Annotated in this window: 26 protein-coding genes and 1 pseudogene; 13 read left to right on the top strand and 14 right to left on the bottom strand. The window is 53.5% G+C overall.

From position 1 onward, the window contains the following. Nucleotides 1-2 precede the first annotated feature (2 nt). Nucleotides 3-725, top strand: coding sequence for an HAD family hydrolase (locus tag JD108_RS18620; protein WP_228728204.1), 723 nt, complete (start codon nt 3-5; stop codon nt 723-725). A gap of 417 nt (nt 726-1142) precedes the next feature. On the opposite strand, the gene JD108_RS22870 is transcribed toward JD108_RS18620, so the two are convergent. The 5 genes from JD108_RS22870 to JD108_RS18600 all read right to left on the bottom strand — a co-directional run bounded on the left by JD108_RS22870 (nt 1143) and on the right by JD108_RS18600 (nt 3551). Beyond that, the gene (locus tag JD108_RS22870) at nt 1143-1229 is read right to left on the bottom strand and encodes a YjcZ family sporulation protein (RefSeq protein WP_407649444.1); all 87 of its coding nucleotides are present in this window, start codon (nt 1227-1229) and stop codon (nt 1143-1145) included. A gap of 128 nt (nt 1230-1357) precedes the next feature. Beyond that, nucleotides 1358-1813 carry a GNAT family N-acetyltransferase gene (locus tag JD108_RS18615; protein WP_198827448.1) on the bottom strand — a complete coding sequence of 152 codons (456 nt, stop codon included), beginning with the start codon at nt 1811-1813 and terminating at the stop codon, nt 1358-1360. Between the two features lie 86 nt (nt 1814-1899). Further along, entirely contained in the window at nt 1900-2802 is a 903-nt protein-coding gene (locus JD108_RS18610; RefSeq protein ID WP_198827447.1) for a YitT family protein, read from the bottom strand. Nucleotides 2803-2838: 36 nt separating this feature from the next. Further along, nucleotides 2839-3015, bottom strand: coding sequence for a hypothetical protein (locus tag JD108_RS18605; protein WP_198827446.1), 177 nt, complete (start codon nt 3013-3015; stop codon nt 2839-2841). Between the two features lie 50 nt (nt 3016-3065). Beyond that, the gene (locus JD108_RS18600; RefSeq protein WP_198827445.1) at nt 3066-3551 is read right to left on the bottom strand and encodes a GNAT family N-acetyltransferase; all 486 of its coding nucleotides are present in this window, start codon (nt 3549-3551) and stop codon (nt 3066-3068) included. Between the two features lie 190 nt (nt 3552-3741). Here JD108_RS18600 and JD108_RS18595 point away from each other — a divergent pair, with 190 nt between their 5' ends. After that, complete coding sequence (locus JD108_RS18595; RefSeq protein ID WP_228728203.1) at nt 3742-5859, top strand: hypothetical protein; 2118 nt, start codon at nt 3742-3744, stop codon at nt 5857-5859. Here JD108_RS18595 and JD108_RS18590 read toward each other — a convergent pair. Further along, the gene (locus JD108_RS18590; protein ID WP_198827444.1) at nt 5844-6998 is read right to left on the bottom strand and encodes a glycosyltransferase family 4 protein; all 1155 of its coding nucleotides are present in this window, start codon (nt 6996-6998) and stop codon (nt 5844-5846) included. The two genes, JD108_RS18595 and JD108_RS18590, sit on opposite strands and share 16 nt — an antisense overlap. 152 nt (nt 6999-7150) lie before the next feature. Here JD108_RS18590 and JD108_RS18585 point away from each other — a divergent pair, with 152 nt between their 5' ends. From JD108_RS18585 to JD108_RS18575, 3 genes are read left to right on the top strand one after another with little or no spacing between them, the layout of a single operon-like run. Further along, entirely contained in the window at nt 7151-8257 is a 1107-nt protein-coding gene (locus tag JD108_RS18585; protein WP_198827443.1) for a Fe(3+) ABC transporter substrate-binding protein, read from the top strand. Nucleotides 8258-8259: 2 nt separating this feature from the next. Further along, nucleotides 8260-9915: an ABC transporter permease gene (locus JD108_RS18580; protein WP_228728202.1), complete on the top strand. Its 1656-nt coding sequence runs from the start codon at nt 8260-8262 to the stop codon at nt 9913-9915. Further along, on the top strand, nt 9912-10559 hold the full coding sequence (locus JD108_RS18575; RefSeq protein ID WP_198827442.1) for an ABC transporter ATP-binding protein: 648 nt from the start codon (nt 9912-9914) through the stop codon (nt 10557-10559). The genes JD108_RS18580 and JD108_RS18575 overlap by 4 nt, the downstream gene beginning before the upstream one ends. Nucleotides 10560-11296: 737 nt before the next feature. Here JD108_RS18575 and JD108_RS18570 read toward each other — a convergent pair. Beyond that, on the bottom strand, nt 11297-12466 hold the full coding sequence (locus JD108_RS18570; protein WP_198827441.1) for a bis-aminopropyl spermidine synthase family protein: 1170 nt from the start codon (nt 12464-12466) through the stop codon (nt 11297-11299). 611 nt (nt 12467-13077) lie between these two features. Here JD108_RS18570 and JD108_RS18565 point away from each other — a divergent pair. The 3 genes from JD108_RS18565 (at nt 13078) to JD108_RS18555 (ending at nt 15486) form a co-directional block, all read left to right on the top strand. Then, a complete protein-coding gene (locus tag JD108_RS18565; protein ID WP_198830178.1) occupies nt 13078-13740 on the top strand; it encodes a futalosine hydrolase in 663 nt (220 codons plus the stop codon). Continuing rightward, nucleotides 13737-14579 (top strand): 1,4-dihydroxy-6-naphtoate synthase, encoded by an 843-nt coding sequence (locus JD108_RS18560; protein ID WP_198827440.1) that lies wholly within the window; start codon nt 13737-13739, stop codon nt 14577-14579. Before JD108_RS18565 ends, JD108_RS18560 begins: the two co-directional genes overlap by 4 nt. Before the next feature lie 190 nt (nt 14580-14769). Next, entirely contained in the window at nt 14770-15486 is a 717-nt protein-coding gene (locus JD108_RS18555; protein WP_198827439.1) for a hypothetical protein, read from the top strand. Nucleotides 15487-15493: 7 nt separating this feature from the next. Here JD108_RS18555 and JD108_RS18550 read toward each other — a convergent pair whose 3' ends face one another. From JD108_RS18550 to JD108_RS18540, 3 genes are all read right to left on the bottom strand, one after another. Continuing rightward, on the bottom strand, nt 15494-15676 hold the full coding sequence (locus JD108_RS18550; RefSeq protein ID WP_267459282.1) for a tyrosine-protein phosphatase: 183 nt from the start codon (nt 15674-15676) through the stop codon (nt 15494-15496). A gap of 49 nt (nt 15677-15725) precedes the next feature. Next, entirely contained in the window at nt 15726-15920 is a 195-nt protein-coding gene (locus JD108_RS18545) for a hypothetical protein (RefSeq protein ID WP_198827437.1), read from the bottom strand. A gap of 346 nt (nt 15921-16266) precedes the next feature. After that, complete coding sequence (locus JD108_RS18540; protein WP_198827436.1) at nt 16267-16866, bottom strand: undecaprenyl-diphosphatase; 600 nt, start codon at nt 16864-16866, stop codon at nt 16267-16269. A 328-nt stretch (nt 16867-17194) separates the two neighbouring features. On the opposite strand from JD108_RS18540, the gene JD108_RS18535 reads away from it, so the two are divergent. The 4 genes and pseudogenes from JD108_RS18535 to JD108_RS18520 all read left to right on the top strand — a co-directional run bounded on the left by JD108_RS18535 (nt 17195) and on the right by JD108_RS18520 (nt 19145). Then, nucleotides 17195-17626 (top strand): SRPBCC family protein, encoded by a 432-nt coding sequence (locus tag JD108_RS18535; RefSeq protein WP_198827435.1) that lies wholly within the window; start codon nt 17195-17197, stop codon nt 17624-17626. A gap of 1 nt (nt 17627) precedes the next feature. Then, a complete protein-coding gene (locus JD108_RS18530; protein ID WP_198827434.1) occupies nt 17628-17948 on the top strand; it encodes an ArsR/SmtB family transcription factor in 321 nt (106 codons plus the stop codon). Then, nucleotides 17936-18124: pseudogene (locus JD108_RS18525) on the top strand (VOC family protein); the annotation flags it as partial. The gene JD108_RS18530 and the pseudogene JD108_RS18525, both read left to right, overlap by 13 nt. A gap of 127 nt (nt 18125-18251) precedes the next feature. Continuing rightward, a complete protein-coding gene (locus tag JD108_RS18520) occupies nt 18252-19145 on the top strand; it encodes a PhzF family phenazine biosynthesis isomerase (protein WP_198827433.1) in 894 nt (297 codons plus the stop codon). Nucleotides 19146-19298: 153 nt separating this feature from the next. On the opposite strand, the gene JD108_RS18515 is transcribed toward JD108_RS18520, so the two are convergent. After that, complete coding sequence (locus JD108_RS18515) at nt 19299-19787, bottom strand: transposase (protein WP_228728201.1); 489 nt, start codon at nt 19785-19787, stop codon at nt 19299-19301. 145 nt (nt 19788-19932) lie between these two features. On the opposite strand from JD108_RS18515, the gene JD108_RS18510 reads away from it, so the two are divergent. Beyond that, nucleotides 19933-20490 carry a hypothetical protein gene (locus JD108_RS18510; protein ID WP_198827431.1) on the top strand — a complete coding sequence of 186 codons (558 nt, stop codon included), beginning with the start codon at nt 19933-19935 and terminating at the stop codon, nt 20488-20490. A gap of 262 nt (nt 20491-20752) precedes the next feature. Here the strand turns inward: JD108_RS18510 and JD108_RS18505 are convergent, their stop codons facing one another. The 3 genes from JD108_RS18505 to rlmD form a co-directional block, all read right to left on the bottom strand. Then, the gene (locus tag JD108_RS18505; RefSeq protein ID WP_198827430.1) at nt 20753-21289 is read right to left on the bottom strand and encodes a cupin domain-containing protein; all 537 of its coding nucleotides are present in this window, start codon (nt 21287-21289) and stop codon (nt 20753-20755) included. A 374-nt stretch (nt 21290-21663) separates the two neighbouring features. Further along, nucleotides 21664-23577 (bottom strand): hypothetical protein, encoded by a 1914-nt coding sequence (locus JD108_RS18500; protein WP_198827429.1) that lies wholly within the window; start codon nt 23575-23577, stop codon nt 21664-21666. A gap of 324 nt (nt 23578-23901) precedes the next feature. Then, nucleotides 23902-25311 (bottom strand): 23S rRNA (uracil(1939)-C(5))-methyltransferase RlmD, encoded by a 1410-nt coding sequence (gene rlmD / locus JD108_RS18495; RefSeq protein WP_198827428.1) that lies wholly within the window; start codon nt 25309-25311, stop codon nt 23902-23904. Nucleotides 25312-25386: the final 75 nt, after the last annotated feature.

The following is a 25386-nucleotide window of genomic DNA, read 5'->3' as shown; positions in this document are numbered from 1 at the left end:
TCGTGGGAGAGAAAACGCACAAGCTGATCCTGTTTGATCTGGATGACACCTTGTTTGACTATACGAAATCGTTTGAGGCCGGCATGCGGCAGACGATCCGGCAGCATCGCCTGTCTGCCGATCTGGACGAGGATCGTTTTTACCGCAGGCTGAAAGCATACAGCGAAGAGCTGTGGCCGGACTTGATCGAAAATCGGATCAGCCTGCAGGAGTACCGCCATACGAGACTGGTGAAGACCGCTGCGGAATGGGGACGGACCGTAGGCGAGGAAGAGAGCCGGGATTTTCAGCGGATGTTTCTGGCGGCCTGCTTCGAGGCGATCGTGCCGGAGCCGAACGTACAGGCATGCTTACACGAACTGGCTGCCGACTACCGGCTGGGGATTGTCACCAATGGACCGGAGGACATGGCGTATACCAAAGTGGAACGGCTCGGCATCGCCCATCTCTTCCCGCGCGAGTCCATCGTCATCTCCGAGAAGGTGGGGCATCACAAGCCGGATCCGCGTATTTTTTCCGCGGCGCTGGAGATATTCGGCCTGCAGCCGGGAGAGACCCTGTTTGTCGGAGACAACTGGGAGGCGGACGTAGCCGGTGCGATGGCGGCGGGCATGGACGCTGTCTGGATCAATCCGCATAAGCTGGCGCCGCCGTCCGGGCCTGTCCCCTATGCCGTCGTCGAGAGGCTGGTTCAGCTGCCGGCACTTCTCGCCCGCCCTATGTAAAAAAGGGAGCCGCGCTCCCTTAGTCCGCAGATCTGGAGGAATTGGTGCCGTTTCCGGTCAAGCCTTGAAAAGTCCTCATCACTTCGGTCGCCATTTGCATCCCGTTCAAAATTTGTCCGATATCCAATGGGGGAAGCCGGAAGAGCGCCGACGCGCGAGGCTTCCTTTTTCGATTCATTTTCGTCCATTCCTGATGGTATTGGTCCAAGAGATCCGGATTCCGCCGAAGCCGTCTCCTGGATACTCCTTTTGTCTTGACCCAGCCCCAAAATTCAGGAGAAAAGCCGTCACTTGCCTGATTAGTCCGTCTGGCCAGCTGATTTCACCTCGCTTTGCCTGCAAATGAAAAATGCAAAGAGAGACGAAAAACAACAGCTCCCCCTTTGCATATCCCTGCTCTTTTTATCTCTCTCTCGATCAGTCACAGTCACAGCCGACGATGACAAGCAAAATGAACAGAACGAGAATCAGCGTAAAGTCGTCAGATCCGTTGAAGATACCCACTTTTCCTGCCCCCCTTTCATTTCGTATTACTGTATGTGGAGTGGCAGGGTCTTGCTTGCGCGGGTGCCTACATCGGGGAAGTAGATGCGCGGAAATTGCGAGAGTCGGGAGCGTGCCAGACGAGGGGCTTATCCGGTCAAATCGATTTTCATCAAGGGGAGCTCGCGGTCCGGGAAGACGGTAGAGCGGACATCCCCGGCGCGAACGGCCCCCATCTTGGCATAAAATCCTTCCGCGTGGGGGTCGCTGTGAATCCAGACGCGCGCAATCTGTTGGGCTCGGGCCAGCTCCAGCATGTGAAGCCACAGCTTTTTCCCCACCTGTCTGCCAATGGCGGCGGGATCGACGAAGAAATCGGCCAGCTCTGCCTCATGTTCACGGGGCGACAAACGGTAAAACCCCAGGAGAACCCCGTCTTGTTCGGCTGCGCGAAGATGACAGCTGGACAGATGCGCAGGGAGAATCGTCAGTTCCTTGCGACAAGCCTCCATGAATGCCTCGTCGTAGCCCCAGTAGGCTTTGGAACGAAAGGCCAGATCGCTGAGAGCCTCGGTTTCTTCCGGGCGAACAGCGCGAATGATCATGGTCAACACCTCCTGATCAACCGTCTATCCTCCTATTCTAGAAAAAAGAGCTGCCGGCAAAAGGCAGCTCTCTCATCAATCATCCGCTAGTGAATGTCACGTTTTTTAAACTGTCCGCCCCGTACATCGTGAATATTGCCAACTGCCAGAAAAGCGGAAGGATCCACTTCCTCGACGATCAGCTTCAGTTTGGCCTCTTCCAGCCGGGTTATGACGCAGAACACGACATTTTTGTCGTCTCCGGAGTAGCCGCCTTCTCCTTTTAAATAAGTGACCGTGCGGCCGAGCCGGGCGACAATCGCGTCACCGACATCTCTGTAGTTGTCCGTGATAATCCAGACGGACTTCGACCCCTGAAATCCTTCAATCGTCAAATCAATCATTTTAAAGGCGATGTAATAGGCAATCAAGGAGTACATGGCTCGATCCGGGCCAAATACCAGAGCTGCGCTGCCCAGGATGAACAGGTTAAAAAACATCACAATTTCGCCAACGGAAAACGGCGTTTTTTTGTTGATCAATATTGCAATAATCTCCGTTCCGTCCAGCGAACCCCCATAGCGAATGACGAGACCTACACCAATCCCCAGAATAATCCCGCCGAAGACTGCGGCCAACAGAGAGTCATCGGTTACGCCTTGGACATCATGCAGCAAAGAGCTGACGATGGACATGGTGCTTACGCCCAGCAACGTGGACAAGGCAAAGGTTTTGCCGATCTGCTTGTAGCCGAGCAGCAAGAACGGCAGGTTGAGGACAAAGAGAAACAATCCGAGCGGCAGCCCCGACAGGTGAGAGGTAATAATGGCGATCCCGACAATCCCGCCGTCAATAATGTGATTGGGGACCAAAAAAATTTCCAACCCCACCGAAAACAGGGTAGAACCAATCAGGATAAACAGGGCCCGCTTAATAAGCTTGGCGATGGATAGCTTTTGATGTGCTGATTTTCCTTGGACTCCTTCCAAAGGCAACTCCTCCTGTATCATTCAATATATTCTCTCTCGTTAAATTATAACATAGCATCAAAAAGCGGCTGTAATCGGAATGGAAAAGAATGTACGGTCAAAGGTCAAATTCCCCCTGACCATCACCTGCTCGCTGCCTTCGCGCAGCTTTGCCTCGACGCGTGACGGCTGGAAGCGGTCGGGATAAAAGAAGAAGCCAATCCGCTCAAAATCGCCGGGGATGTGGGATTCCATCGGAGTAATGGGCATGCATCTGATAGAAGGCCATATGCGCACCTGCTTTCCTAAGGAGAATGAAACAGCTGGAACTGCTTTCCGTTTTCCTCTTTCTCGCGATAGCGGCCGCCTGTATACTCCCCGATGGTTTTTCGCCAAAACGCTTGTGCGGGCAAGTTGGTTGTAAGCTGAAAGACCTCCCACCGGCCGGGAAACATGCGAAAAATCTCATGGGCGACCGCCTTGCCAATCCCCGACCGGCGGTATTTGCGGATGATGAAGAACTCGGCGATGGAATAGGAGCTGCCGGCATCGGGATGATCTCCCGCGATCTTCCTTACCAGGACAAAGCCTGCCCATTTTTCCCCCGATCGAATGAGAAACGGATGGCGATCCGGCTCCGTCCAATACATACCCAACTGGGGATAGCCATATCGCCCTTCTTCATCCACGTCAATCTCGATGAATTCACTGAAGTCGTGGCTGTAGAGCTCTAGCAGATGCTCCAGAATGTGTTTTTGCTCGAATGTGGCTCGGGCGATCGTGAATGACATACGTACGCCTCCTCGTATTTGCTCCCTACTATTTCTCGCAAACTTGGCGTAAATCCTAGGAGTAGTGGAAGTTTTTGTCGAAATATTGCAGTTGCCAATCAGTCGCAAGAGAGAGGGTCCAGAAGAACAAATGATCACAAGTGGGCATCGCGAAGTCACCAGAATGAGGACAAGGGGAATTCGGGAAAGGATGAAGCCGCGCAGCCGAATGAAAATTTGGATGATCGGCCTATTGCTGTTTATCTCCTGCGCTTTCCATATGGATTCGGCATCAGGCAGGGCAGAGGCGATCTTTCAACAACCCTACTATACAGCCGCTTGGGATTCGGGAGGGAATCTGCGCCTGTTGGACCGGTCGGGGAAAGAGATCCTTCGCTCCGTGCAGTATCTGGCGGAGTACGGCGATCTCTACAATCTGCTGGTTCCCCAGATTCCGGCCGGGACCAGCAAAATCAAGCTGGATGCAAAGCCCGTCATTCCGGCGGGCGCCGCAATCGAGATCCGTTCCGAATCATTCGGCGGGAGACAAAACGCGCCGCTCGTCCACCAGGCCAAAGTCACCCAAGTGCAGGGCGATGAGCTATCATTTGCCCCGCCATTGACCAAAGCGATGGATACCAATCTCTTTATCAAGTGGAACGGCACCGTCGTGCGCAACTATCAAAAGGCTGCGGTCCATGTCGAGCGAAAGCCGGAGGGGCTGCTCCTCAGGACCGTCGGCGAGACGCCGGTGGCCGAAATCGAGACAGAATACTTTTTTCACCAGCAAAAGCCGACGGTCGAGGTGCAAGTCAAAACCACCTACAAACAGCAGACAAAGGTCTTTCGGGAAGCGCTGGGCCTCCAGTTCGCGCCGAAGGTCTCCGAGGTGTACCGCAAAAACAGAAAGAGCGATACGCGGGCCTTTCAGAAGCATTATTGGCTGGATCGGGAAGGCGTGCGGTTCGGGCAGGGACAGCAGACCGCCCTCCTCTACCATACGCCGCACATCTCCTCCCTGGAGCTGGACACGGGGCAGAATCAGCTGCTCGTCAATCTGGATCACATGGGCGAACACCGCTATGTCGAGCAGATCTCCGGGAGGCAGGTAGGCAAGGTGCGCCATGCCTCCGAATACAAGCCGCTGGAGCAGCGCATCAATCGCTTCACCCTCGTCGTCGGGTACCAGCCCGGCGTCGTGCCGAGATTGATGCTGCAGCCGCATGGCTACCTGGCGACGCATGTCTGGACCGAGCATGCGGATGAACAGACGCTCGCCAGCAATCGCGCTGTCTACTACGGATCGGAGAGGATCACGAGCCCGGATAAAGCGGTGGGCGGATTTGTGCGATACGGCATCCCCGTCACGAAAAGCGTCTTTTTCGCCAATCCCTACTACCGTCCGGAGCGGCCGCTTCATGTCGCGATCAGTGAAAGTCCGGAATTCCTGCAATTTCTAAAGGATCTCCACAAGCGGGGGACGGAAATCGGCCTGCATACCGTCTATCCGTATGATCTCTATCTCTACGGCGGGGTGGCGGACGACGCTCTCTCTTTTATGAAAAAGGAGTTTCAAAGCGTCACCTGGATTGACCACGGGTATGTGAAGAGCAGCTTTGGCTTCCAGGGCTTAAATGTCCACACGCCTTCTTACCTGGCCGATTATTGGCAAAAACATGGCACCCGCTATTTCTGGCACTACAGCTCAGAAGACGGCACCAACATCAACCGCTCCTTCGATTTGCTGCAGACGCGGCTCGGAGATGGGAAACGGACGCCCCTGTACTGGTCTCACCCCACGGTGACGGGGCCCTTTTACTCCTGGGCAGCCGCGATCGTCCCCGACGATACGGTCTATGTTTATCACGACCAGAATTTGCAGCGGCTGGTTCAGGACCGGGGCGTTCTGATCAATCACGTCTATCCCGCGCGCGTGCCTGCAAACAAGAAGTCCTCGGCCTTTTTGACACGGGACCGACAGGGAGCCTTGGTCGTACAGCCCGGCTTTGACCAGATCCTGAAAAAAATGGCGGGGCTCCGCGATCAGAAGAAGCTGTATCTCACCACGGTGCGCGACATCATGAATTACTGGCTGGCGCTGGAGCAGGTGCGGATGGAGGTTCAACCCGACGGCTCGGTGCATGTGTACAATGACGGTCCGACCAAAATATCCGGGCTGTCGATGGCAGTCCGAAGTGCGCAGATCTACGTAAACGGAAAAAAGCCTCCACAAAAGAAAGACCAGGGAGACCTGATTTTCTGGTTTGATTTGGAAGCAGGGGCCCGGGCCGTGATCACCCCAGGCCCGGCCGTTCACTCGTCAAACTGATTGGAGGCGGTGAGCACGCGCAGAAACGAAAGGTCGGGCAAGCGATAGGAAACCGGGAGACGTTCAGCAAACAGATTCCAGCCATTCTGGTCCCAGCGATGATGGGGGCGGAAAGCGAATCGGGCTGAGAGGTCGTCCCGGTTTTTTCTTTTTTCGCCAGCCGCTGTCTCTACGGTTCGCAGGGAGGCCCGCTTCTCTCTCGCTTGCTGATAGACGCTCTCGATAGTTTCTGCCCAGCTGGCAGAGGACCAGGTTCTCATCCCGAAATTCCTGGCTTCCTTCCCCAGACGTATGGCCAGCAGCGAATCGTCCAGCAGCCGCAGGAGAGAAGAGGCGAGCTGATGACTGCTGCCAGCGCTAAACAGCAATCCCGTCTCGCCATCCCGGACCGCATCCCGGAGGGGGCCGGCATCGAGGGCCACTATCGCTTTTCCCGCCACCTGCGCCTCCATCAGCGGGAGGGGGATGCTCCGAGCCGGGGCCGGCCACACCACCAGATCGGTCTTGGCCAACAGAGAAGGCCAGTCCGGGCGCTGCCCCAGGAATTGGACATGACGCTCCAGATCGTTTGCCGTGCAAAAAGCCTCCAGCTCCCCCCGGGCGGGACCGTCACCGATGATCCACACGAAGAAGTCCTCCCGCTGCTGCTTCAGTATGCAGAGTGCCACCAGGAGGGTATCGTGACCATTTCCCGGTGCCAGCCCGTTTGGATAGGCGATCACTTTGCGGTCTACGGGCAGTTCGACCGGCGGATTCGCCATGTAGGAAAAGACGTAGCGGTCGATGGGAATGCCGCTCTCCCGGATGAGGTCCAGCCGGGGCAGCACGTCCAGCATCCAGTGAAAATAGCTGTCGCCGGCGGTGTAGGCGAGGTTTGCCCATGTCTCGTCACAGTATACCGGCGGGGGGAGGGAAGCCTTGCGAAAAACAGAATGCATCTCCGGCGGCTCAGCCGAATGTTCGATCGAAACGTCCCAGACCAGCTTGTCTTCCGGGGTCAGGACCGCCCCCCTGATCCCCCAGATCCGCCCGTCCGGGATCACGCCGACGAAGGGACTGAAATGATGGGAGTACGGCACCTCATGGATACGATATGTACATCCGGCCGCATCGGTATACGCAAACATAAGCAGCGGCAAAAAAGCGTCGTCTGACTACTAAGAATCGTTCTCATTTTTTTGGGGAAGATGCTTGACATCAGGCGGGTGTCCGAGTATGATCATAAACGAGACAGATAATAATTCTCATTATCAACATTATGATCATTTACTAGCGAAAGGGCGTATTACATATGACCAAGGGAAAACTGACTTCTTCCATTCTCAGTGTTGTCATGGCGGCGGGCCTGCTGGCCGGTTGCGGCACCAGCGGCGGTAATGCCGGCACTGGCACAGATACAGCCAATCAACCGGGAAAGGCAGCAGAAACTCCGGCGGCAAGCGGCGACCAGGTAGTCAATGTCTATACCGCAAGACATTATGAATCCGACGATAAATTGATGGAAGCCTTCACGCAAAAGACGGGGATCAAAGTCAATACCGTCAAAGGGAAAGCAGAGGAGCTGATCGAGCGTCTGAAGCGCGAAGGTGAAAGCACGGAAGCGGACCTGTTTATCACCGTGGACGGCGGCGTATTGAACACTGCCAAGGAAAACGGCGTACTCCAGCCGATCCAATCGGAAACGGTCGACAAGCATGTGCCGAAGCATCTGCGCGACAAAGACAATGAGTGGATCGGGATCGCTACCCGCGCACGCGTGATTGCCTACTCCAAAGAGCGCGTGAAGCCGGAAGATCTCTCCACGTATGAAGATCTGGCCACCGACAAATGGAAAGGCAAAGTGCTGGTCCGCTCTTCGACCAGCCTGTACAACCAGTCCCTGCTGGCATCCTTCATCGAACTGAACGGGGAAGCCAAGACCGAAGAATGGGCAAAAGGCATCGTGGCCAACATGGCGCAGGAGCCAAAAGGCGGCGACCGCGATCAGGCAAAAGCGATCGTAGCCGGCGTGGGCGACGTGGCGATCATGAACACCTACTACGTGGGACTGTTGCTCAATTCCAAAGATCCGGAAGAAGTAAAAGTCGGCGAAAGCATCGGCGTCTTCTTCCCGAACCAAGAGACCACCGGCACGCATCTCAACATCAGCGGGGTAGGTCTGACCAAGCACAGCAAAAACAAGGAAAATGCCATCAAACTGATCGAATTCCTCACCGACAAGGAAGCACAGAGCATGCTCTCCCAGTCCAACTACGAGTTCCCGGTGAATGCCGAAGCGGAAATGCCGGAGCTGCTCAAATCCTGGGGTGAATTCAAAGCGCAGGAGATCGATTTCGCGGCGCTGGGAACCCATAACAAAAAAGCGCTGGAAATCTCCAATAAAGTAGGCTGGAAGTAAAAATGAATAGTCGCACATTCCTGCAAGCCGTCAAACGGAACAGGAACGGGTGGATGGCGATTAGCCTGGTTGGGGTAGCAATTGTATTGCTGCCCAACCTTTATATTCTCATCAATCTGTTCCAGAGGCCCAACGAGAACTGGCAGCACATCCGGGAGTTTATGCTGAAGGAGTATGTGCTCCAATCGCTTTGGCTCGTTCTGTTTACGGGCCTTTTTACCGTGATCATCGGGGTGACGCTCGCCTGGTTGATGACGGCTTATGATTTTCCGGGGAAACGCCTCTACCGCTGGGCTTTTGTCCTGCCCCTCGCGATTCCTCCCTATATCGGCGCGTACACCTACAGCACGATGCTCAGCTACACCGGCGCGGTGCAAAAGGTGCTTCGCAATCAGTTCGGCATCACGCTGGATCAGAAGTATTTCGATTTCATGTCGATGGAAGGGGCGATCTTCGTCTTTACGATGTTTCTCTTTCCCTACGTCTATCTGATCACCAAGACGTTTTTGGAGAGACAAAGCGCCTCCTACATCGAAAACGCCCGCTTGCTGGGCAAAGGGCCGCTGCAAATCTTTTTTCAGGTCGTTCTGCCTCTCTCGCGCTCCGCAATCGTCGGAGGCGTGAGCCTTGTCATCTTCGAGGTGCTGAATGACTTCGGGGTCACCAGCTATTTTGGAATCAGTACGTTTTCCACCGCGATTTTCCAGACGTGGTTTGGCATGTACGACCTGGATTCGGCGATCCGTCTCGCCGCCTATCTGATGGTCGCCGTCATCGGCTTGTTCATCCTGGAGAAGTATCTCCGCAATCGTCAGAAGTTTAGCTCATCGACCAGCAAGGTCAGGCCGCTGACCCCGAAAAAAATGGGCCTCATCGCCGGCGGAGCGGCTTCGCTCTTTTGCCTGCTGATTTTTGCCTGTTCGTTTCTCATTCCGTTTGTTCAGCTTATTGCCTGGGCCAAGCTCAGCTATGCCCACGTACTGAACGATCAATTCGGCCGGCTGGTCTCCAATACGCTGCTGGTCTCGCTGATCGCGACGGCGATCGTCGTCTTTTTTGCCGTCGTCGCGGCCAATGTCAGCCGCATCCAGCAATCCTTCTTTTCCACAATCATCGCCAAGCTGATCGCGATGGGCTATTCCGTGCCGGGTGCGGTCATCTCCATCGGGGTGCTGGCTGTCTTTATCTCGTTGGATAAGAGTCTGGCCGGACTTTATCGCGGACTGGGCCTGGGCGATCAAAAGCTGGTGCTCAGCCTGTCCATCGTCATGCTGATCGTGGCCTACGCGATTCGTTTCATGGCGATCGGCTTCAATTCAGTAGAGACGGGTTTTGAAAAAGTAGGGAAAAAATATTATGAGGCATCCCGGCTGCTGGGCCTGGGGATGACGAGAACCTTTTTTGCCGTCGATCTGAAAATGATCAAAGGGGCGATCCTCAGCGCGTCGATCCTCACCTTTGTGGAGATCATCAAGGAGCTGCCGCTGACTCTGCTGCTCCGCCCTTTCAATTTCGAGACGCTGGCGACCAAGACGTATCAGTACGCCAATGACGAGCAGATCATCGAGGCATCCATACCATCCCTGCTGATCATTGGCATCAGCATGATCACGGTACTGCTATTCCACCGATTCGGAGAGGAGAAGAGTGAGCGATGAATTTCTGTGAAATCAAGGAGCTTTCTTTTTACTACCCCAAGGCAAAGGAAAAGACCATTCAAGACTTCACGCTCACGATCTCGCAGGGAGAAATCGTCGGGATTTTGGGACAGAGCGGGAGCGGAAAGAGCACCCTGCTGCGCCTGATCTCCGGCCTGGAAGAGCCCGCGGGCGGCTCGATTGTGATCGCCGGAAAAACCGTCGTCGATGAGCGCAGGTTCGTCGAGCCGGAGGAGCGCGGGGTCGGCATGGTGTTTCAGGATTACGCCCTGTTTCCTCATCTGACGGTGGCCCAAAACATCGTCTTCGGGCTGCACCGGCTGTCCCGCAAAGAGAGGCAGAAACGCCTCGACGAGATGCTGGAGCTGGTCCAGCTCAAGGGCTTTGAGAAGCGCTATCCGCACGAGCTGAGCGGCGGCCAGCAGCAGCGGGTGGCACTGGCCCGCGCGCTGGCACCCAAGCCGCAAGTCCTTTTGATGGATGAGCCCTTCAGCAATCTCGACGCAGACCTCAAAGAGCGGATCAGGGAGGAGCTTCGCGACATTCTGAAGAAGGCGAAGATCACCTGTATTTTTGTGACGCATGACAAGGAAGATGTGCATGCTATCTGTGATCGGACGGTTGTGATGGGGAAAGGAGCGTAGCGCTTCTGCAGGTGTAACGTGCAAAAGATGCAAGTGAAACGAAGGCTTCGCCAGGAGGTTTGGCGGAGCCTCGTTTTTTTATGCGTAGGTGGCGGGGCTGCACCGGTGAAGAAGCATGTTTCCCTGCTCAGCTCCGGGTTCCGCCCTGCGGGGGAGCATGGACTGTCCGCTCCGTGACGATTTTCGGGGGAGACGCAAAAGTAGTATCGCTCCGCGGTCATCCCAGGGTTGCGCTCCTTTTTCCCGAAAATCGCCACTCCGCTCGGCAGGGCTCCACAGTCGCACCGCAGGGAAACATGCTTCTTCATGTAACCATGGGTTAAAGATGTGTGGGTGAAGCTGCCGTCGAATAAAGAAGATTGAATGCTTGAGGGAGTACGCCACTAGAACGCCATACGTCTTTGACGGGAAGTGCAAAAATACAACCCGACGAAAGCTGGCTGCTCCGGTGAAGAAGCATGTTCCCATGCGCAGCGACTTTGCGGAGCCCAGCTAAGCGGAACAGCGGACCGCGGGAAAAAGGGGCGAAACGTGGGATGACCTCGGAGCGCTGCTGCTTTTGAGCACCCCCGCGGGCCGCTGTGGAGCGGACAGTGAATCATCCTAGCCGGGCGGAGAACGGAGCTTAGCATGGGAACATGCTTCTTCCCACTGCAGCCCCGTAACTCGCATTGGCATTAGGTAAACATAGGTAGCTGCTCAGCCTGCTGCGATGAAGAAGGTGCCGCATCCAGCCATTACATCACAGATTTTTTCTGCGCAAGATCAAAGGAATCATGCCGGCACAGCGGGCAGCCTTTGTTTTTGAGCACTTCAATCGTCGCAAAAGCAGCTTGAAAGCCGACCGTGATCTCTTGGGCGCACTTTTTGCAGCGGTACGTCCGCAGGGTCCGCTTGACCTCGCCGGTGTAGAGGGCGTCTTTGAATTCTCCCGTGAGGAGGGGAGCGGTCTTGTCTGTCGTTTTCAGAATGATCATCTGTCCCCGGTTGCCGATCATCTCAGCCCCTTCATATTCGTTAAACTGGGGAATCACTTCGCTGACCATCAGGCCCATGCGGATAAACTCGCGCTGCATCTCCAGCATGAAGTCGGGCGATTTATGGGCAAACGACAGATAGATCGGCTGTCCTGATTTTTTCTTCAAGACGCTGATGCCCCGAGACAGAAACAGGCTCATCCCCGGCAGGGTGTAGGGCGGGTCTGTAAAAAAGCAGTCAAACGTGCCCAGAGCTGTCCTCGAGAGCGGACGGCGCAGGTCGGCATGGCGGCACTCGATCGGCAGTCCTTCCCGTGCAGCGATCTCTCTGATGTACTGGAGAAAGCGCTGGTCGATGTCGACGACCGTGACCGCTGCCCGGTGATCGACCGCACGCGGGAACAGCCGCTGCAACAGCAGCCCGAGCGAGACGCTGACGAGATCATCGTCTCCAAGACACAGGATTCGGCTGCCGATGAGGGCATGATCTCGCAAGCAGAGGAGCGCTCTTTTCAGGCTGGTTTCCGGCGTGCATTTCGACTGGTCGATCTGCACATCCACCTGCGGACGGGCCTGGAAGATGTCGCCCAGCTTCTGCAACAGGTCAGCCAGCTCTGCGCGCCACGCTCCTTCTTCTTCCATCAGCCTGCGGTACAAAGGCAGATCCAGCCCATCCAGCCCCCATCTGCGGCTTACGTAAGTCTCTCCGTCCGGTGTGCAGCAAACGCCGCGGTCCTGACGCAGCGCACCCAGCCGGATCAGCTCCTTTTTGACGGCGGCCGCGACGGGAACAGGCAAAAGCAGCTGGCGGGCCAGCTCTTTCGTAGAGATGCCGGGTCGCAGATAGCAGGTCAAGAGGAGCTTTTCGATGGCCGGGGGACCTTCTTGCAGTTGTACACGTTTGCTTGCCAATTCGATATAATTTTTCAAGGAAATCACTCATTTCCGCGTTTTTTTAATCAGACAAAAAAAGGCAGAAGATGAACACAGCGTCATCTTCTGCCCTAACCTGATGTTGACCATACCCGCCCGGCCCGCGCCGCGACAATTACATGCAGGCACATGGGGAAGCCACACGCGGGACACAAACAAAAACCGTGCGTAAGAGCACGGTCGTCTGCAGTCAACAAAAAAGATTATTGAAAGGGATGCCGGTTCTTAACTAATGGGGGATCCCCTGTTTTTCTCATCACAAATAAACCACAAATGATGTGGATTTGAAAAAAGATGAGAAGCAGGAAAACCCTATCCAATTTGATTAGTTAAGAACCGACGCGGACATCAAGACATCCCCTACTGAGTAATTTGGTACCCCCATTATACCCGAAGAAAATTGTCAGAGGCAAGGGAGGCTTCCTAGGGGTAAAAGCGATCGCCCGCCTCTTTGGCACCCGATCGCTTTACAGCCGGCGAAGATCAAGATAACTTTAATAGGGAGCGTATTGTCTGATAGAAACAGAGGAATATGGAAATAACGTGAAGGAGCTAGACGCATGAATGCTGACAGAAAAAAAGATCCCTCTCTGCTGCCTGACGGAAGCATGGGGGGAGCGGATGAGCGCGTGCTGATCGTCGTCTCTGTACCCCCTGAGAGAGACGCAGTCTGGCGCGGACTGGACGGAGACGGCCGATTTGACGTGCTGGTAGGCGGCGTAGGGACTGCCCAAGCAGCTGCCAGCACCACCAGCGCATTGGCGAAAAGCGGGACGGCGTACAGCCTCGTCATCTGCATGGGCATTGCCGGCGGCTTTGCTGGCAGGGCGGCAGTAGGATCGCTGGTCGTGGCCAGCGAGATCATCGCAGCCGATCTGGGAGCAGAGACACCGGACGGATTTTGCAGCATCGATGAGCTGGGCTTTGGGTCGGCGCGTGTGGAGGTGGACTCCCGTCTGGCTGCTGCGGTCACCCGGTCAATCGGAGAGGCGGGGCTGCCGGTCTGCTCGGGGCCGGTGCTCACGGTCACCACTGTCACGGGTACAGCGGAGACGGCGGCCGCTCTGGAGGCCAGAGTGCCGGGAGCGGCGGCAGAAGCGATGGAAGGGTACGGCGTGGCAGTCGCCGCCAGAGCACATGGGGTGCCGGTCCTGGAAATCCGCGCAATCTCCAACGCTGTCGGCCCGCGCGACCGGGCAGCCTGGCGAATCAAAGAGGCGCTGGATGCCCTGCAAGCGGCATGCAGTGCCTTACGGGAGGTAGTACGATGAACATTGCATTTTCCCCTTGTCCCAATGACACCTTTGTTTTTCACGCCTGGGTGCACGGATTGATTCCCGGTGCGCCCAAGCTCGATGTGATGTATGCAGATATCGATATCACCAACGGTCTCGCCGCCAGCGGCCAGGGACCGGATGTGCTGAAGATTTCCTATGCGGCACTGCCGTGGGTATTGTCCGAGTATGCGCTGCTGCCTTGCGGAGGGGCGCTTGGCCGGGGCTGCGGTCCGCTCGTGCTGACAAAGGGAAGCCAGACCGCTGAAAAGGATCCGGCAGTCCTCTCCGGCAAGCGGGTGGCCGTACCCAGCGAGCGCTCTACGGCCTATCTGCTTTTCCGTCTCTGGGCCGCGCAAAATGTGCCGGGAGGAGTAGGCGAAATCGTCGTGATGCCGTTTCACGAGATCATGCCGGCTGTCCGCGACGGCCTGATTGACGCCGGACTGGTGATCCATGAGGCCCGCTTCACCTATCCGCAATATGGACTTTCACTGCTCGCCGACATGGGCAGCTGGTGGGAGGCCGAGACGCAGTTGCCGATTCCGCTCGGCGCGATTATCGCCCGCCGCTCCCTCGATCTGGATCAACTGGCTGCCTGGACCCGCGCTTCCGTGGAATATGCCTGGGCCCATCCGGAAGCCTCCCAGGCGTACGTCATGAGCCACGCTCAGGAGATGGATCCGGAAGTAGCGAAGGCCCATATCCAACTGTATGTGAACAGCTTCACGGCCAATTTAGGCGAAGACGGCTACGCCGCCGTAGAAGCTCTCCTCGGCCGTGCCCAAGCCGAAGGGCTGGTGCCGCCGTTCGAGATGGCCGCGTTGCGCAAATAATCGTTCTTCCCTGCGAGAAAACAAGAAAGCTCCTGTCCCTCGTTCGATGAGCGAAGGCAGGAGCTTTTCGATGTGAATAGACTTCCATATGAATCTTCTTCCATACGGGTGAGAAAAGCTTGTGAAAAGGCGAAAAAGAAACAATAATGGAAGCATGATCATTTACAGCAACAGAAAGGAATCCTATCCAGTGAAGTTACTCTCTCGTGTCTTCTTGGTTGTAAGCATCATGCTCGGCGTAGTCGGTTGCAGCTCGGATGACAGTTTGGCCAAAGCGGGGAAGGGTCGTCTGGCACAAAGCGAGTTCTATGTTCTGAACAAACAGATCGGCGATGCGATCTACTATCAGCCGGTAGATTTCAATAAGGCGATCAGTGCGCTTCCCGCGCATATGAAGGAAAACCTGAAGCTGATCGATTCGGCCAAGCTTCCCTTTCCCGTCGGACAGGAAACGGCGTATCTGGCTACCTTTCGCGTGGAACAGGAAGAAGAGGATCGGTATCAGGTGCAGTTTACCTACCTCCCCAAAAAAGAGGGGGGCTGGATGAATGGAGACGACTTTTTTATCATTCGCATGACGGACATCGGAGACGAACTGCCCGCCGGTTTTGAGGCCAGAGAAAGCGGTCTGGACATGTTTGGCAACAAAATTGACGTGGAGCATACCGAGAATGGCGTACGCCTGCATCATCACATCCATCAAACCAACAGCGGATACGTCTATACCTACTATAGCTGGGACGCCAAGGAAAACTACTTGGCGACGGTCGTGACCACCGCCAACGAGATCAATTTCTGCCACAATGGAATCTGGTATCAAATCGGTTATCATATCAACGGAAATCAAGTGGATGAGTCTGTACAAAAGCAGATGGCCGAACTGGCGAAGGAATTAATCGAGGAGTAAGCGATGCCTACTCAATCAGCATCTGGCGCAGATTGAGCAGGCATTTTTCTTCGATTCCGCACGCTTCTATCAAATACTCCTCGATCGTCCCGTACTCGTTCAAGACGGCAGTGAGCGTATCATCCAAATAATCGCGGCGCACCTCCATCAGTGGTTTCATTCGCTCAGGCGATATTTGGAAGAGGCTCATCCAGCGTATATACCTCTCGATTTTTTTCATCCGCGGCTGGATCAGGTCATTACTGGTCCTGGGCCATCATTTCCCGGTGTTTCTCGATCAGTGCCCGCTGTCCCTCCAGCGTGAAAAAGGATTCATCCCGCAGCGGGGTGTAGGTTTGGAAAAATGCGCGGTTTCTTCTCTCCAGATCCAGCATGGCCTCGGCATCTGTGCTCTCCAAAATTTTCACGAAAATTTTTGTTCCATTCAGTCTCATGTCGGTTGCCTCCCTTTTGGTTTTTAATAAAAAACACCACAGGTGTCCCTGCGGTGTTTGGGTAGATCGGTATGCAAACCACAGGGAAGCGACCCGTGGCGTTTCTATTCCCAGGACTTGCTCCGGAAAATCGCTAAGCGAAGGGTGCGAGGTCGCGCGTATCACTGATTTTGGACAGACTTCTCCCTTGGCTCGCAAATACAAAGAAAACGGCAGTCGAGTACCCTAATCCTTTAGCCAGTGATGTCATCGCTCTCTTTTTCATAAGGCACTCTCCTTTCCCGATTTCTGTGACTATGATAGCAAAACCCGGCCGCCTCTGGCAAGGTATGGAAATCCGGGTGGATCACATATTTCGGGCGTTCCCTTTTGAGGGTAGCAGCCGATTCTCTATTTTCTCATAAACGGCGAGCAGCCGGTTTAGAAAAGAGAGCTTCGGCGTCAACCGGTAGGCGATGAGTGCCGCCAGCATGCCAAACAAAGCGCCGACCGCGATATCGACCGGGTAGTGTACGCCGACATAGATCCGGGAGATGCCGACACAGACCGCGAGCGCCAGCCATAGCCAGCCTTCCCTTCCGCGGACGAGCAGAAAAGAGAAGCAAAAGGAAAAAAACAAAATGGTGTGGTCGCTCGGAAACGAGTTATCGATCTCATGGGGCACCAGCGCCGTCACATCCGGCAGGACGGCAAACGGCTGGTGATGGGAATAGAACTGCCCGGCGATGGTGCCGTAAATCTCCGCCAATCCAAAAGCCAGCACGGCCTGAACCACCATCCGCCTGTTTGGGGAGCTACGGGTAAACCAATAGACGACGACTCCTGCGGCCAGCACATACAGCGTGTACTCCGCCAGAAAAACCGCAAACGGGTTCAGGGCCGGATAGTGCTTGCCCAAGTCGTTGATCGAACGAAAAACTTCCTCATGCACTTGCGAAAACGACATCGCTCATTTCCTCCTACTGTTGCAAATGACAGATGCAGGCTGCATCGCTTCCTCCAGTTTACAGATGGATCATTTTGGGAGAAATCGATTTATCTTACAACTGGCCGGAGAAACCTTACAAGGCTGTAAGCTGCCGATCTTGAGAGGGGCGAACCGCCGGCGTTTGCGGCATGAATCATAGGAAAGAAGCGGATGCAGAAAAATAGGGAGGAAGGAAAAACCTGAGCTTGACATGAAACCAAATGGTTTTATAATCAAAGAAAGTGAAACCATTTGGTTTTCTATTTTCTTGGTTTTCTCTTTTCGATGAGAAAGAAGGAGATTGATCATGGAAACGAATCATCAAGATACCCTGCAGGATATCAAGCATGTGGTCGTCTTTGACGCGCCGATCCAAAAGGTCTGGGAAGCTGTCTCCACACAGGAGGGCATTGCCTCCTGGTTCATGCCCAATGACTTTCAGCCGGTACTCGGACATGAGTTTCACCTGCAATCCCCCTTTGGCCCGTCGCCCTGCAAGGTGACCGAGCTGGATCCGCCTCACCGCCTCTCGTTTACCTGGGATGTGAATGGCTGGTTCGTCACCTTTGCGCTGAAGGAGATCGGCGAGCAGACGGAATTCACCCTGATTCACGGCGGCTGGAAACAACCGACATCCGTCGTGCCGAAGGCCAATGAAGACGCCGCGGTCATTCGCGACCGGATGAATCAAGGGTGGGGCGGCATCATGGAGAATCTGCGGAAGGCAGTGGAGGCGTAAGGTGGCTGGAGCCGCACAAAAATACGACGTTTTTCAGGCCATCGCGGACCCGACGCGCCGAGAGGTTCTTCAGCTGCTAGCGGGCCGGGAGCTGCCCATCTCCGCGATCACTTCGCATTTTCCCATGAGCCGGACAGCCGTCGCCAAGCATCTCCACGTCCTGTCCGAAGCGAAGCTGGTCAGCGGACGCAAGGTCGGCAGGGAAAAGCTCTACCGGCTCCATCCCGAGCCTTTGTTGGAGCTGAAGCAGTGGCTTTCCTATTACGAGCACTTCTGGAATAACAAGCTGTCCATGCTGAAGCATGTGGTGGAACACAGGTGACAATCTGCATCTCTACGGATGACGCGGAAGTATCCAAAAAGTTCTTTGAAGCGCTGCAGGAAGGCGGCCAAGTGGGCATGCTGCTGCAGGAAACCTTTTTCAGTCCGGCTTACGGCATCGTAACGGACAAGTTCGGGGGTACCTTCCAGATTTATACGGAGGGCGCACATCAGTAGCAAGCCAGACGCATCCATAATAGTACGGACATATCCATCATGGCAGGAGCATTTGTTTGCAGGGGAGCTTTAGATCAGGCCCCCCTTTTCCTGTAGAAACGGCTTGTGGAAGGGGGAGGTTTTTTGCATGAAAACAATCAAGGTTTGCCACTATGAAGCATTTACCCGCGTCCCGCACAAGGGAAATCCGGCAGGGCTTGTCTTGGACGCGGACGGACTGACCGAGGAAGAGATGAGGGAGATCGCCGAACAGGTAGGGTTTACGGAGACGTCTTTTCCGTTTCCCTCCGATGTCGCCGACCTGCGCATCCGTTATTTTACGCCCGGCCATGAAATGGATCTGTGCGGTCATGCCACGATTGCGACGATATATGCGCTTACGTCGAGAGGGCTGCTGGGGGAGAAAAAAGAGCTTACGATTGAAACCAAGGCCGGCATCTTGCCGATTCGGCTTGAAGATGACGGCGCGGGCGGCATTTCGATCACGATGCAGCAGGCTGCCCCGCAGTTTCAGCCATTTGGCGGCTCCCTGCACGATGTGGCGCAAGCGATGGGAATCGAAGAGAGCGATCTGGATCCATCGCTGCCGGTCATGTACGGCAGTACAGGGATCTGGACACTGCTCATCCCGGTCAAAGGCTTGGAGCCTTTCCGGCGCATGAAGCCGCACAATGAGCGGTTTCCCGCGATATTGACAGAAAGGCCGCGGGCATCCCTCCATCCGTTCTGCCTGGAGACTTACCATCCGGACGCGCAAATGCATGCCCGCCATTTTTCCTCGCCGTATTCGGGGACGGTGGAAGACCCGGTCACCGGCACCGCCTCCGGAGCGATGGGGGCCTACTATGCGCAGTACATACGGGGAGGAGAGGATTCGTCCGTTCGGCTCGTGGTGGAGCAAGGCAGGGAAATGGGCAGGGACGGAAAGGTAGGGGTATCGGTTGCCAAGAGAGAAGGACAGTATGAGGTGGAGATTTCGGGCCAGGCTGTCTTTGTGGATGAATTGGAAGTGAAGATCTAACACGGCCCGGCCGCTCCCTTTTACAAGAGTGGTGGCAAGGGTAAGCCTCAGGCCTCTGATCCTAAACCAGAGTTGTCATGAGCCACTCCGGAACCCTTGACCCAGTTGGCGGAGAGATAGAGAATCTATTTGGGGATGAATCCTTTCATTAAATTAACGGATGTACGGTTGTACGCGATCTTCGAAGAAAATGGATAGCTGTAACAGGATCTGTCCCCAGTTTTGGACTCGGCCTGTCCATTTTCGTAAAACATCCATGGTTACAAGATACAGCATTTTGAGAAGAGCTTCATCCGTAGGAAATACAGCTTTTCCTTTCGTTACTTTCCGCAATTGCCGATGGTAACTTTCAATGACGTTCGTGGTGTAAATCAACTTTCGAATCTCTGGTGGGTATTTGAAAAACGTGGATATTTCTGACCAATTGTTTCGCCAGGAACGAACCAGTAAGGGATATTTGTTCCCCCAGGATTGTTCAAAATGATCCAGTTCTTCTAAGGCAACCTGCTCCGTTGGAGCCTTGTAAATCGGCTTCAAATCTGACGTAATCTTCTTCAAATCCTTGTACATCTTTGTGGCCATCCAAATCGATGCCAATGACCATATACGCTGCTTTGTTGACGATGGCATTTTGTTTGTCACGTTGGAAATGAGCGTTGGTGAGACCTCAATTCCTTAGAGTTGCTGCAGATGATCCTGAATGTCGCGAGTAGAAACGCCTTTGGCGTACATCGCAAGAATTTGATCTTCGATCCCTGTGATGTTCGACTGATTGGAAATATTTAATATGATTGAGCCTGCGCGTTGGAAGGTTAGCAGATTAGATGTTGCGTTTGATTTCCCTACACCTTATAAGGATTGTTTCTTATTGCCGCCGCCGACTAACCTTAGAATCAGAAGGTATGAAACAACCTTATATTATGGGGCGGCAAAGTCAGCGTTATCGGTCTGTCAGTACGATAAACAGAAGCAACTAAAGGAAGCTAAGGGTATTGATTCACTTCCAATGACGAGAATCGAGTTCCGAATGAGACCGAAACAAAAGCCGCTTACAGGATACGATAAGGAAGACTTTATAAAAATGAAAGGCTTCCGGTTCGTTTCCAATACAAAAGAGTTCATTGGTCTTCGATGCTTGCTCAAGAGCGTTATCAATGGTAAACGTGATTGGAGAAACCTAAAGCGGAAAGATAAACAGGCAATTACAGCGGCGGTCAAGGAAAGAACTGTTGACATGCTAGACTTGTTCCTAGAGTATATCGAGGGAGATATAGACGGCTTTATGCTTGACGGTCTTACCATTCCCGTACTCTCACACAAGCCATTCTATCAGGAAGTAGGATAGGTCAGGGCGGCTATATAGTGCGCCCTCAGACCTCTACAATTAGCTTCTAAGCTTACTTTCATATGGAAGGCACGGGTGCCTAGTCGTTTGCATATGAGGGATAGAAAAGTCTTTAGTGGCGTTCTACACGCCTGAAATTTTTCCGAAAATCCTTGTCGGACGTAAATAACCGCCCATTAAGGCGGTTATTTACGTCACGCTCCTTTTTCGTACCATTAACGAACCTAACGTTTTTTAATTCACACTCCAAAGCTAAGTTTACTTACTTTCCTTGAGCGATTGCTTTCGTTTCATGAACTGTACCATATGGGTGCTCAGGCGGTGCATAAATAACGTAAACTTTAAGAGGGCGATTACCTGTATTGATTACATTGTGCCATTTTCCAGCAGGTATCATAATTGCATAGTCGTCGTACGCCATAACTTGAAAATCTAAGCTATCTCTGCTGTCACCCATTTGAACAAGTGCCTGACCTTCTTCAATCCGTATGAACTGGTCAGTTGTTGGATGGACTTCCAAACCTATGTCTTCACCAACATTAATACTCATCAAAGTTACTTGAAAATATTTCCCTGTCCATAAAGCGGTGCGGTAATTGTTGTTTTGCTTGGTTGCTTGGTCAATATTTACTACAAATGGCCTTGTTCCATAATCTTGTAAAGGGATGTTTCCATAAGGATTATGGTAGTAGTTGTTTCGGTTGTAGTAATGGGGATTCCAATCATAACCCGATTTGTTATTCCAGTGGCATTGCATTGGATTATACCATTGATAGTAATAGCATGAATTAGGGTACATACTCATGCTCCTCTCGGTGATTTTCTTATTGACCATTTATCCTATGCAACTGCCTAGTTATATGTAAGCAAAATGGGCAAAAGCCCACTAGTTTACAACGATGAAAAAAAGAGGGGTTCGCCGCCCCTCTTTACAATTTACGCCAATACATCCCCGATTTATTTGTCCTTCCTCACTAACAGTGAACAGCACTCCACATGTGTTGAGTAGACAGCGATAACAATTTCTATTTCCTGCAGAAGCGGGAGTATTCACTTATGTATCACATAGAATTCTTCATGCAAAACGCTGCAGGAAGACGTTGAAGCGATGCGCGAAGAGCCGTGCTTGTGTCGTCAACAACGAAGGGATGGCTCTTTCGTCTTGTACAACTCTTATGAGACTTGCTGCTTCAGTATTGCCACTCTGGAGATTTTGTCCAGTATATAAATATCTTCCTTCATATGTTCTCGAGCTTGAATTCCGGAGTCCTTAATGCATTTTTCGATCCGATCGAGTTCCTTTGCCCTCTTAACAGTTTTAAGAGCATTGACCTTATCGTGAACTAATCCGACTAAGGCTAAAGCGAACGACTCCTGATAACTCAAGGGAAGAAAGCCGGCGCCGCCCAGCATCATTTTGACGAATCCCCCAGAAGACCGCCCCGACGCCTCCACGACTTCGAACAACAAATCGTTGTATTCGTTGATGGTTTGCCTGCGAGTCGCGTCGTCCATCGCGTCCAAACGGTGGAGCAAATTACGGAACGCTTTGGGGGTATCGTACTCGTCCGCCAACAAAGCCACCTTCGTTGCCTTAACATGAGGGTTGGTCTCAAATAGTTTCAAATAGTTGTTTTCCGAATGATTCCGGTCAATAAGGCGTTCGATTTGTTCCAAGTTGGACGCGTCGTACCAATACATTTTTAATAAATCTCCCATCAGATTGGAAACTGCTTGATCGCTGTACATGCCGTCAGGCGTCCTTAACTTGAACGGAAAATAAGTCGATTGCAACGCCGTAGCGAGGTGCGTGCTATCTGCATTCACCATTAACTCAAACGAAATTTGTTCATGAAGGTCCGAACCACGAAAGCTTTCTTCGACAATAAGATTAACTCCGAAATTGGCGACTGACATTGGGCTGTGCTGGTGCAAGTAGCGAAAGCTGGCCGCCGCCGCCGTCACGGGCCAGGCTAACAGCTGGGCGAAGCGTTGCACGAAAGGATCTCCCTCTCTCTTCCCCCGAAGGAACAGTTCGGAGGACGCATCGTAAATGTTCGGATATCGTTTTTCGTATTGTGTCTTCGTTTCGACAAGATGGGCGGCCAATAGCGCATTTAGACCTCGTCGCCCGACGACAGACAGCGGATTGCATTGATAGGCTTGTAGCAGCAGGTTTTGGTCGTATCTGGTCTCTTGATTTGGTAACACAATGACGACCTTCCCCATGTCGACTAGTTCGACTAGATCGGACGCTGTCATGTTCTGTTGCTCCAGAAACGAATCTAGATGATTCTCGATCGGAAGTGCCAAATAGACCGTATCGTATAGTAGCAACACGTCCCGTAGGTCGACGGTTTCGAACACAGAGGCGTTGAGGAAACATTTTTGCAACCCTTCACGAAAAAAAGGGATATCCTGTCTCCCTGTCTTTCCGGTATAAATATCTTCGGCATGCTCGAACCAAAAATCAGCTTCATTGATCGTGAACGGAAGTTGCTTATATAATGATAGGTTCATAACGTTGAAAGAACCAAGTAGATTGTTTACCGTTTCATGACCTGCGCGATCCGCTCCCGCATTTGTCGGTTGCCTCGGGAAATCCTCATGCTTGATTGTTATCCTATCGGTTCCCAAGTCGGCCTGTAGCAGATAATTTTGCATCTGCTCCATCATTTCCGCCGTTGTATCTTCCGAAACCGAAACCACGATTTCAAAGCCTAAGCCGCGATGCGGGATATCCACATTCGTCACATTGATATAATGGAATTTACTTTCCACAAAATTACGAATGTCGCTTTCGGTAACGCAGGTTGCCTTGAACCCGTCCACAACGTTTGATAAGGAAATTCTTTCGATTCTTTGTTTGAACGATTCCGGCGGAGTTTTCGTCAATTCGACATTCGTCCCCATGTGCCTTATAGATGAGTTGAAATCGTCGGCAAGTTCCTCAAAATCACCCTCGTAATTTTCGCAATAAATAACAAACCTAAAGTCATCGAGCTGATATACTTTGGTTTGCAAACCGAGATATTTGATTCGCAATTCGAGATCCATTCGTTTGACTTTACCTTCTAATTTAAGCACCCCAAACACCCCGCGCCTTTATTTTTCCTAATTATACCACACTGGTGATGAGCGCTATAATTTGGGTGTACATTCTGGGTTGCCTCCACTATTTTTGAGAGGCCATACGCTCTATATGTTCCATATTTACTCAACTCCAGATTAGCATTATGAAACATCCCTAGTACGTTCTTCCAAAAAGATTCAACACAATTTCGGTTTTCTGCTTTTATATTTCCTGTCTTTCAAAGAATTGACTCTAGAAATTCTTCATCGACTGATTAACCGTATAGAAATAGAAGCAGACGGGTCGAGTATCTTCCACAGATTCTTGAACCCATATGCTTATTCTTTACTTCTTTCTATCAACGCACAGCTCTCCACATGCGCCGTATGCGGAAACATATCCACCGGCTGCACCTGTACCAGTTCATACCCGGCCAAGAGCTGGGCAATATCCTTCGCCAGCGTAGACGGATTGCACGACACATAGACGATCCGCTTCGGCTTCACCTCCAGCAGCGAGCGGATCAGCGCATTATCCAGCCCGGTACGGGGCGGATCGACCACGACCACATCCGGCTTTACGCCTTGCTTCGCCCACTTGGGCATCAGCACCTCGGCGCGGCCCACATGGAACTGCGCGTTGGCTGCTTGGTTGCGCTCCGCGTTTTTCCGCGCATCCTCCACCGCTTCCGGGATGATCTCGATTCCGCGCACTTCCCGGGCGTAGGGAGCGAGCCAGAGCGCAATCGTTCCCGTCCCGCAATACAGGTCAAACAACAGCTCGCTGCCGGTCAGTCCGGCGGCTTTTTTTACTTCCTCATAGAGCTTCTTCGTCTGTTCCGGATTCAGCTGGAAAAAGGCGCGTGCCGACAGATCAAAAGAGAGCTCGCCCAGCTTTTCCGCGATGGAGGGGCGTCCCCACAGCTCGCGGGTGGTGTCGCCGAAGACGAGGGAGGTCTTCTTCGGGTTGATGTTTTGTACGATGCTGACCAGCTCCGGCAGGCGCGTGCGAAGCTCCAGGATCAGTTCCTTGACGCGGGGGATCTCCGGGGTGGCCGTCACCAAAGTGAGCTGCGTCTCTCCCGTAGCAAATGCGGCCCGCGCCACGACCGTCCGGACGACACCGGTCCGTTTGCGTTCGTCGTAGACGGGGATGCCGAGCTCCTCCATGACGGCTTTGGCCGTGCGGACGATGGCCGTGGTCGCCTCATGCTGCACGTGGCAGGTCTCCAGGTCCACCAGGCGATGGGTGCCCGTCTGATACAGTCCGGCCACCAGCTTGCCGTTTTCCCGGCCTACCTGAAACTGCGCTTTGTTGCGATAGCCCCAGGGGTTGTCCATGCCGATCGTCGGGGCCACCGGCGGATTTTCCAACCGGGCGTATTTGCGCAGCGATTCGCTGACCAGCTCCTGCTTGGCGGCCAGCTGGGCCTGATACTCCATATGCTGCAGGCTGCATCCGCCGCACTGCTCATACACAGGGCAGGGGGGCTGGACGCGAGCCGGGGATTTCTCGACGACACGCAGCAGGCGGGCGGTCGCGTATTTTTCCTTGACCTCGGTCACTTCTGCGTGGACCACCTCGCCGGGGAGAGCTTTTTCGACGAAGACGATTTTCCGCTTGAAGTAGCCGATGCCCTCGCCGTTGATCCCCAGGCTTTTGATCGTCAGGGTCATTTGCTGGCCGACCCTTATTTGCGCATCTTCCTGCCGCGGCGCCTTCCGCTGTTGAGCTGCTGGTCGTTTCATAGGTCCGTTTCTCCTTTTGCTGCTTACTGGTTGTACCTATTATACCGCGATTGCGCAAGAGTCCCAAACCAGCTG

The sequence above is a fragment of the Brevibacillus composti genome, assembly GCF_016406105.1.
Classification (GTDB): Bacteria; Bacillota; Bacilli; order Brevibacillales; family Brevibacillaceae; genus Brevibacillus; species Brevibacillus composti.
The sequence above is the reverse complement of the archived record's forward strand: the minus strand, read 5'-3'. Positions and strand labels throughout refer to the sequence as shown.

Bases quoted from the DNA above. Each gene is read 5' to 3' on its own strand.
- JD108_RS18610 (WP_198827447.1), bottom strand. From the start codon at position 2,802: ATGATACAGGAGGAGTTGCCTTTGGAAGGAGTCCAAGGAAAATCAGCA.
- JD108_RS18505 (WP_198827430.1), bottom strand. From the start codon at position 21,289: ATGTACCCTAATTCATGCTATTACTATCAATGGTATAATCCAATGCAA.
- rlmD (WP_198827428.1), bottom strand. From the start codon at position 25,311: ATGAAACGACCAGCAGCTCAACAGCGGAAGGCGCCGCGGCAGGAAGAT.
- JD108_RS18565 (WP_198830178.1), top strand. From the start codon at position 13,078: ATGGGGGGAGCGGATGAGCGCGTGCTGATCGTCGTCTCTGTACCCCCT.
- JD108_RS18595 (WP_228728203.1), top strand. From the start codon at position 3,742: ATGAAGCCGCGCAGCCGAATGAAAATTTGGATGATCGGCCTATTGCTG.
- JD108_RS18520 (WP_198827433.1), top strand. From the start codon at position 18,252: ATGAAAACAATCAAGGTTTGCCACTATGAAGCATTTACCCGCGTCCCG.
- JD108_RS18560 (WP_198827440.1), top strand. From the start codon at position 13,737: ATGAACATTGCATTTTCCCCTTGTCCCAATGACACCTTTGTTTTTCAC.
- JD108_RS18605 (WP_198827446.1), bottom strand. From the start codon at position 3,015: ATGGAATCCCACATCCCCGGCGATTTTGAGCGGATTGGCTTCTTCTTT.
- JD108_RS18600 (WP_198827445.1), bottom strand. From the start codon at position 3,551: ATGTCATTCACGATCGCCCGAGCCACATTCGAGCAAAAACACATTCTG.
- JD108_RS18585 (WP_198827443.1), top strand. From the start codon at position 7,151: ATGACCAAGGGAAAACTGACTTCTTCCATTCTCAGTGTTGTCATGGCG.
- JD108_RS18550 (WP_267459282.1), bottom strand. From the start codon at position 15,676: ATGAGCCTCTTCCAAATATCGCCTGAGCGAATGAAACCACTGATGGAG.
- JD108_RS18540 (WP_198827436.1), bottom strand. From the start codon at position 16,866: ATGTCGTTTTCGCAAGTGCATGAGGAAGTTTTTCGTTCGATCAACGAC.
- JD108_RS18580 (WP_228728202.1), top strand. From the start codon at position 8,260: ATGAATAGTCGCACATTCCTGCAAGCCGTCAAACGGAACAGGAACGGG.
- JD108_RS18575 (WP_198827442.1), top strand. From the start codon at position 9,912: ATGAATTTCTGTGAAATCAAGGAGCTTTCTTTTTACTACCCCAAGGCA.
- JD108_RS18615 (WP_198827448.1), bottom strand. From the start codon at position 1,813: ATGATCATTCGCGCTGTTCGCCCGGAAGAAACCGAGGCTCTCAGCGAT.
- JD108_RS18545 (WP_198827437.1), bottom strand. From the start codon at position 15,920: ATGAGACTGAATGGAACAAAAATTTTCGTGAAAATTTTGGAGAGCACA.
- JD108_RS18535 (WP_198827435.1), top strand. From the start codon at position 17,195: ATGGAAACGAATCATCAAGATACCCTGCAGGATATCAAGCATGTGGTC.
- JD108_RS18510 (WP_198827431.1), top strand. From the start codon at position 19,933: ATGATTGAGCCTGCGCGTTGGAAGGTTAGCAGATTAGATGTTGCGTTT.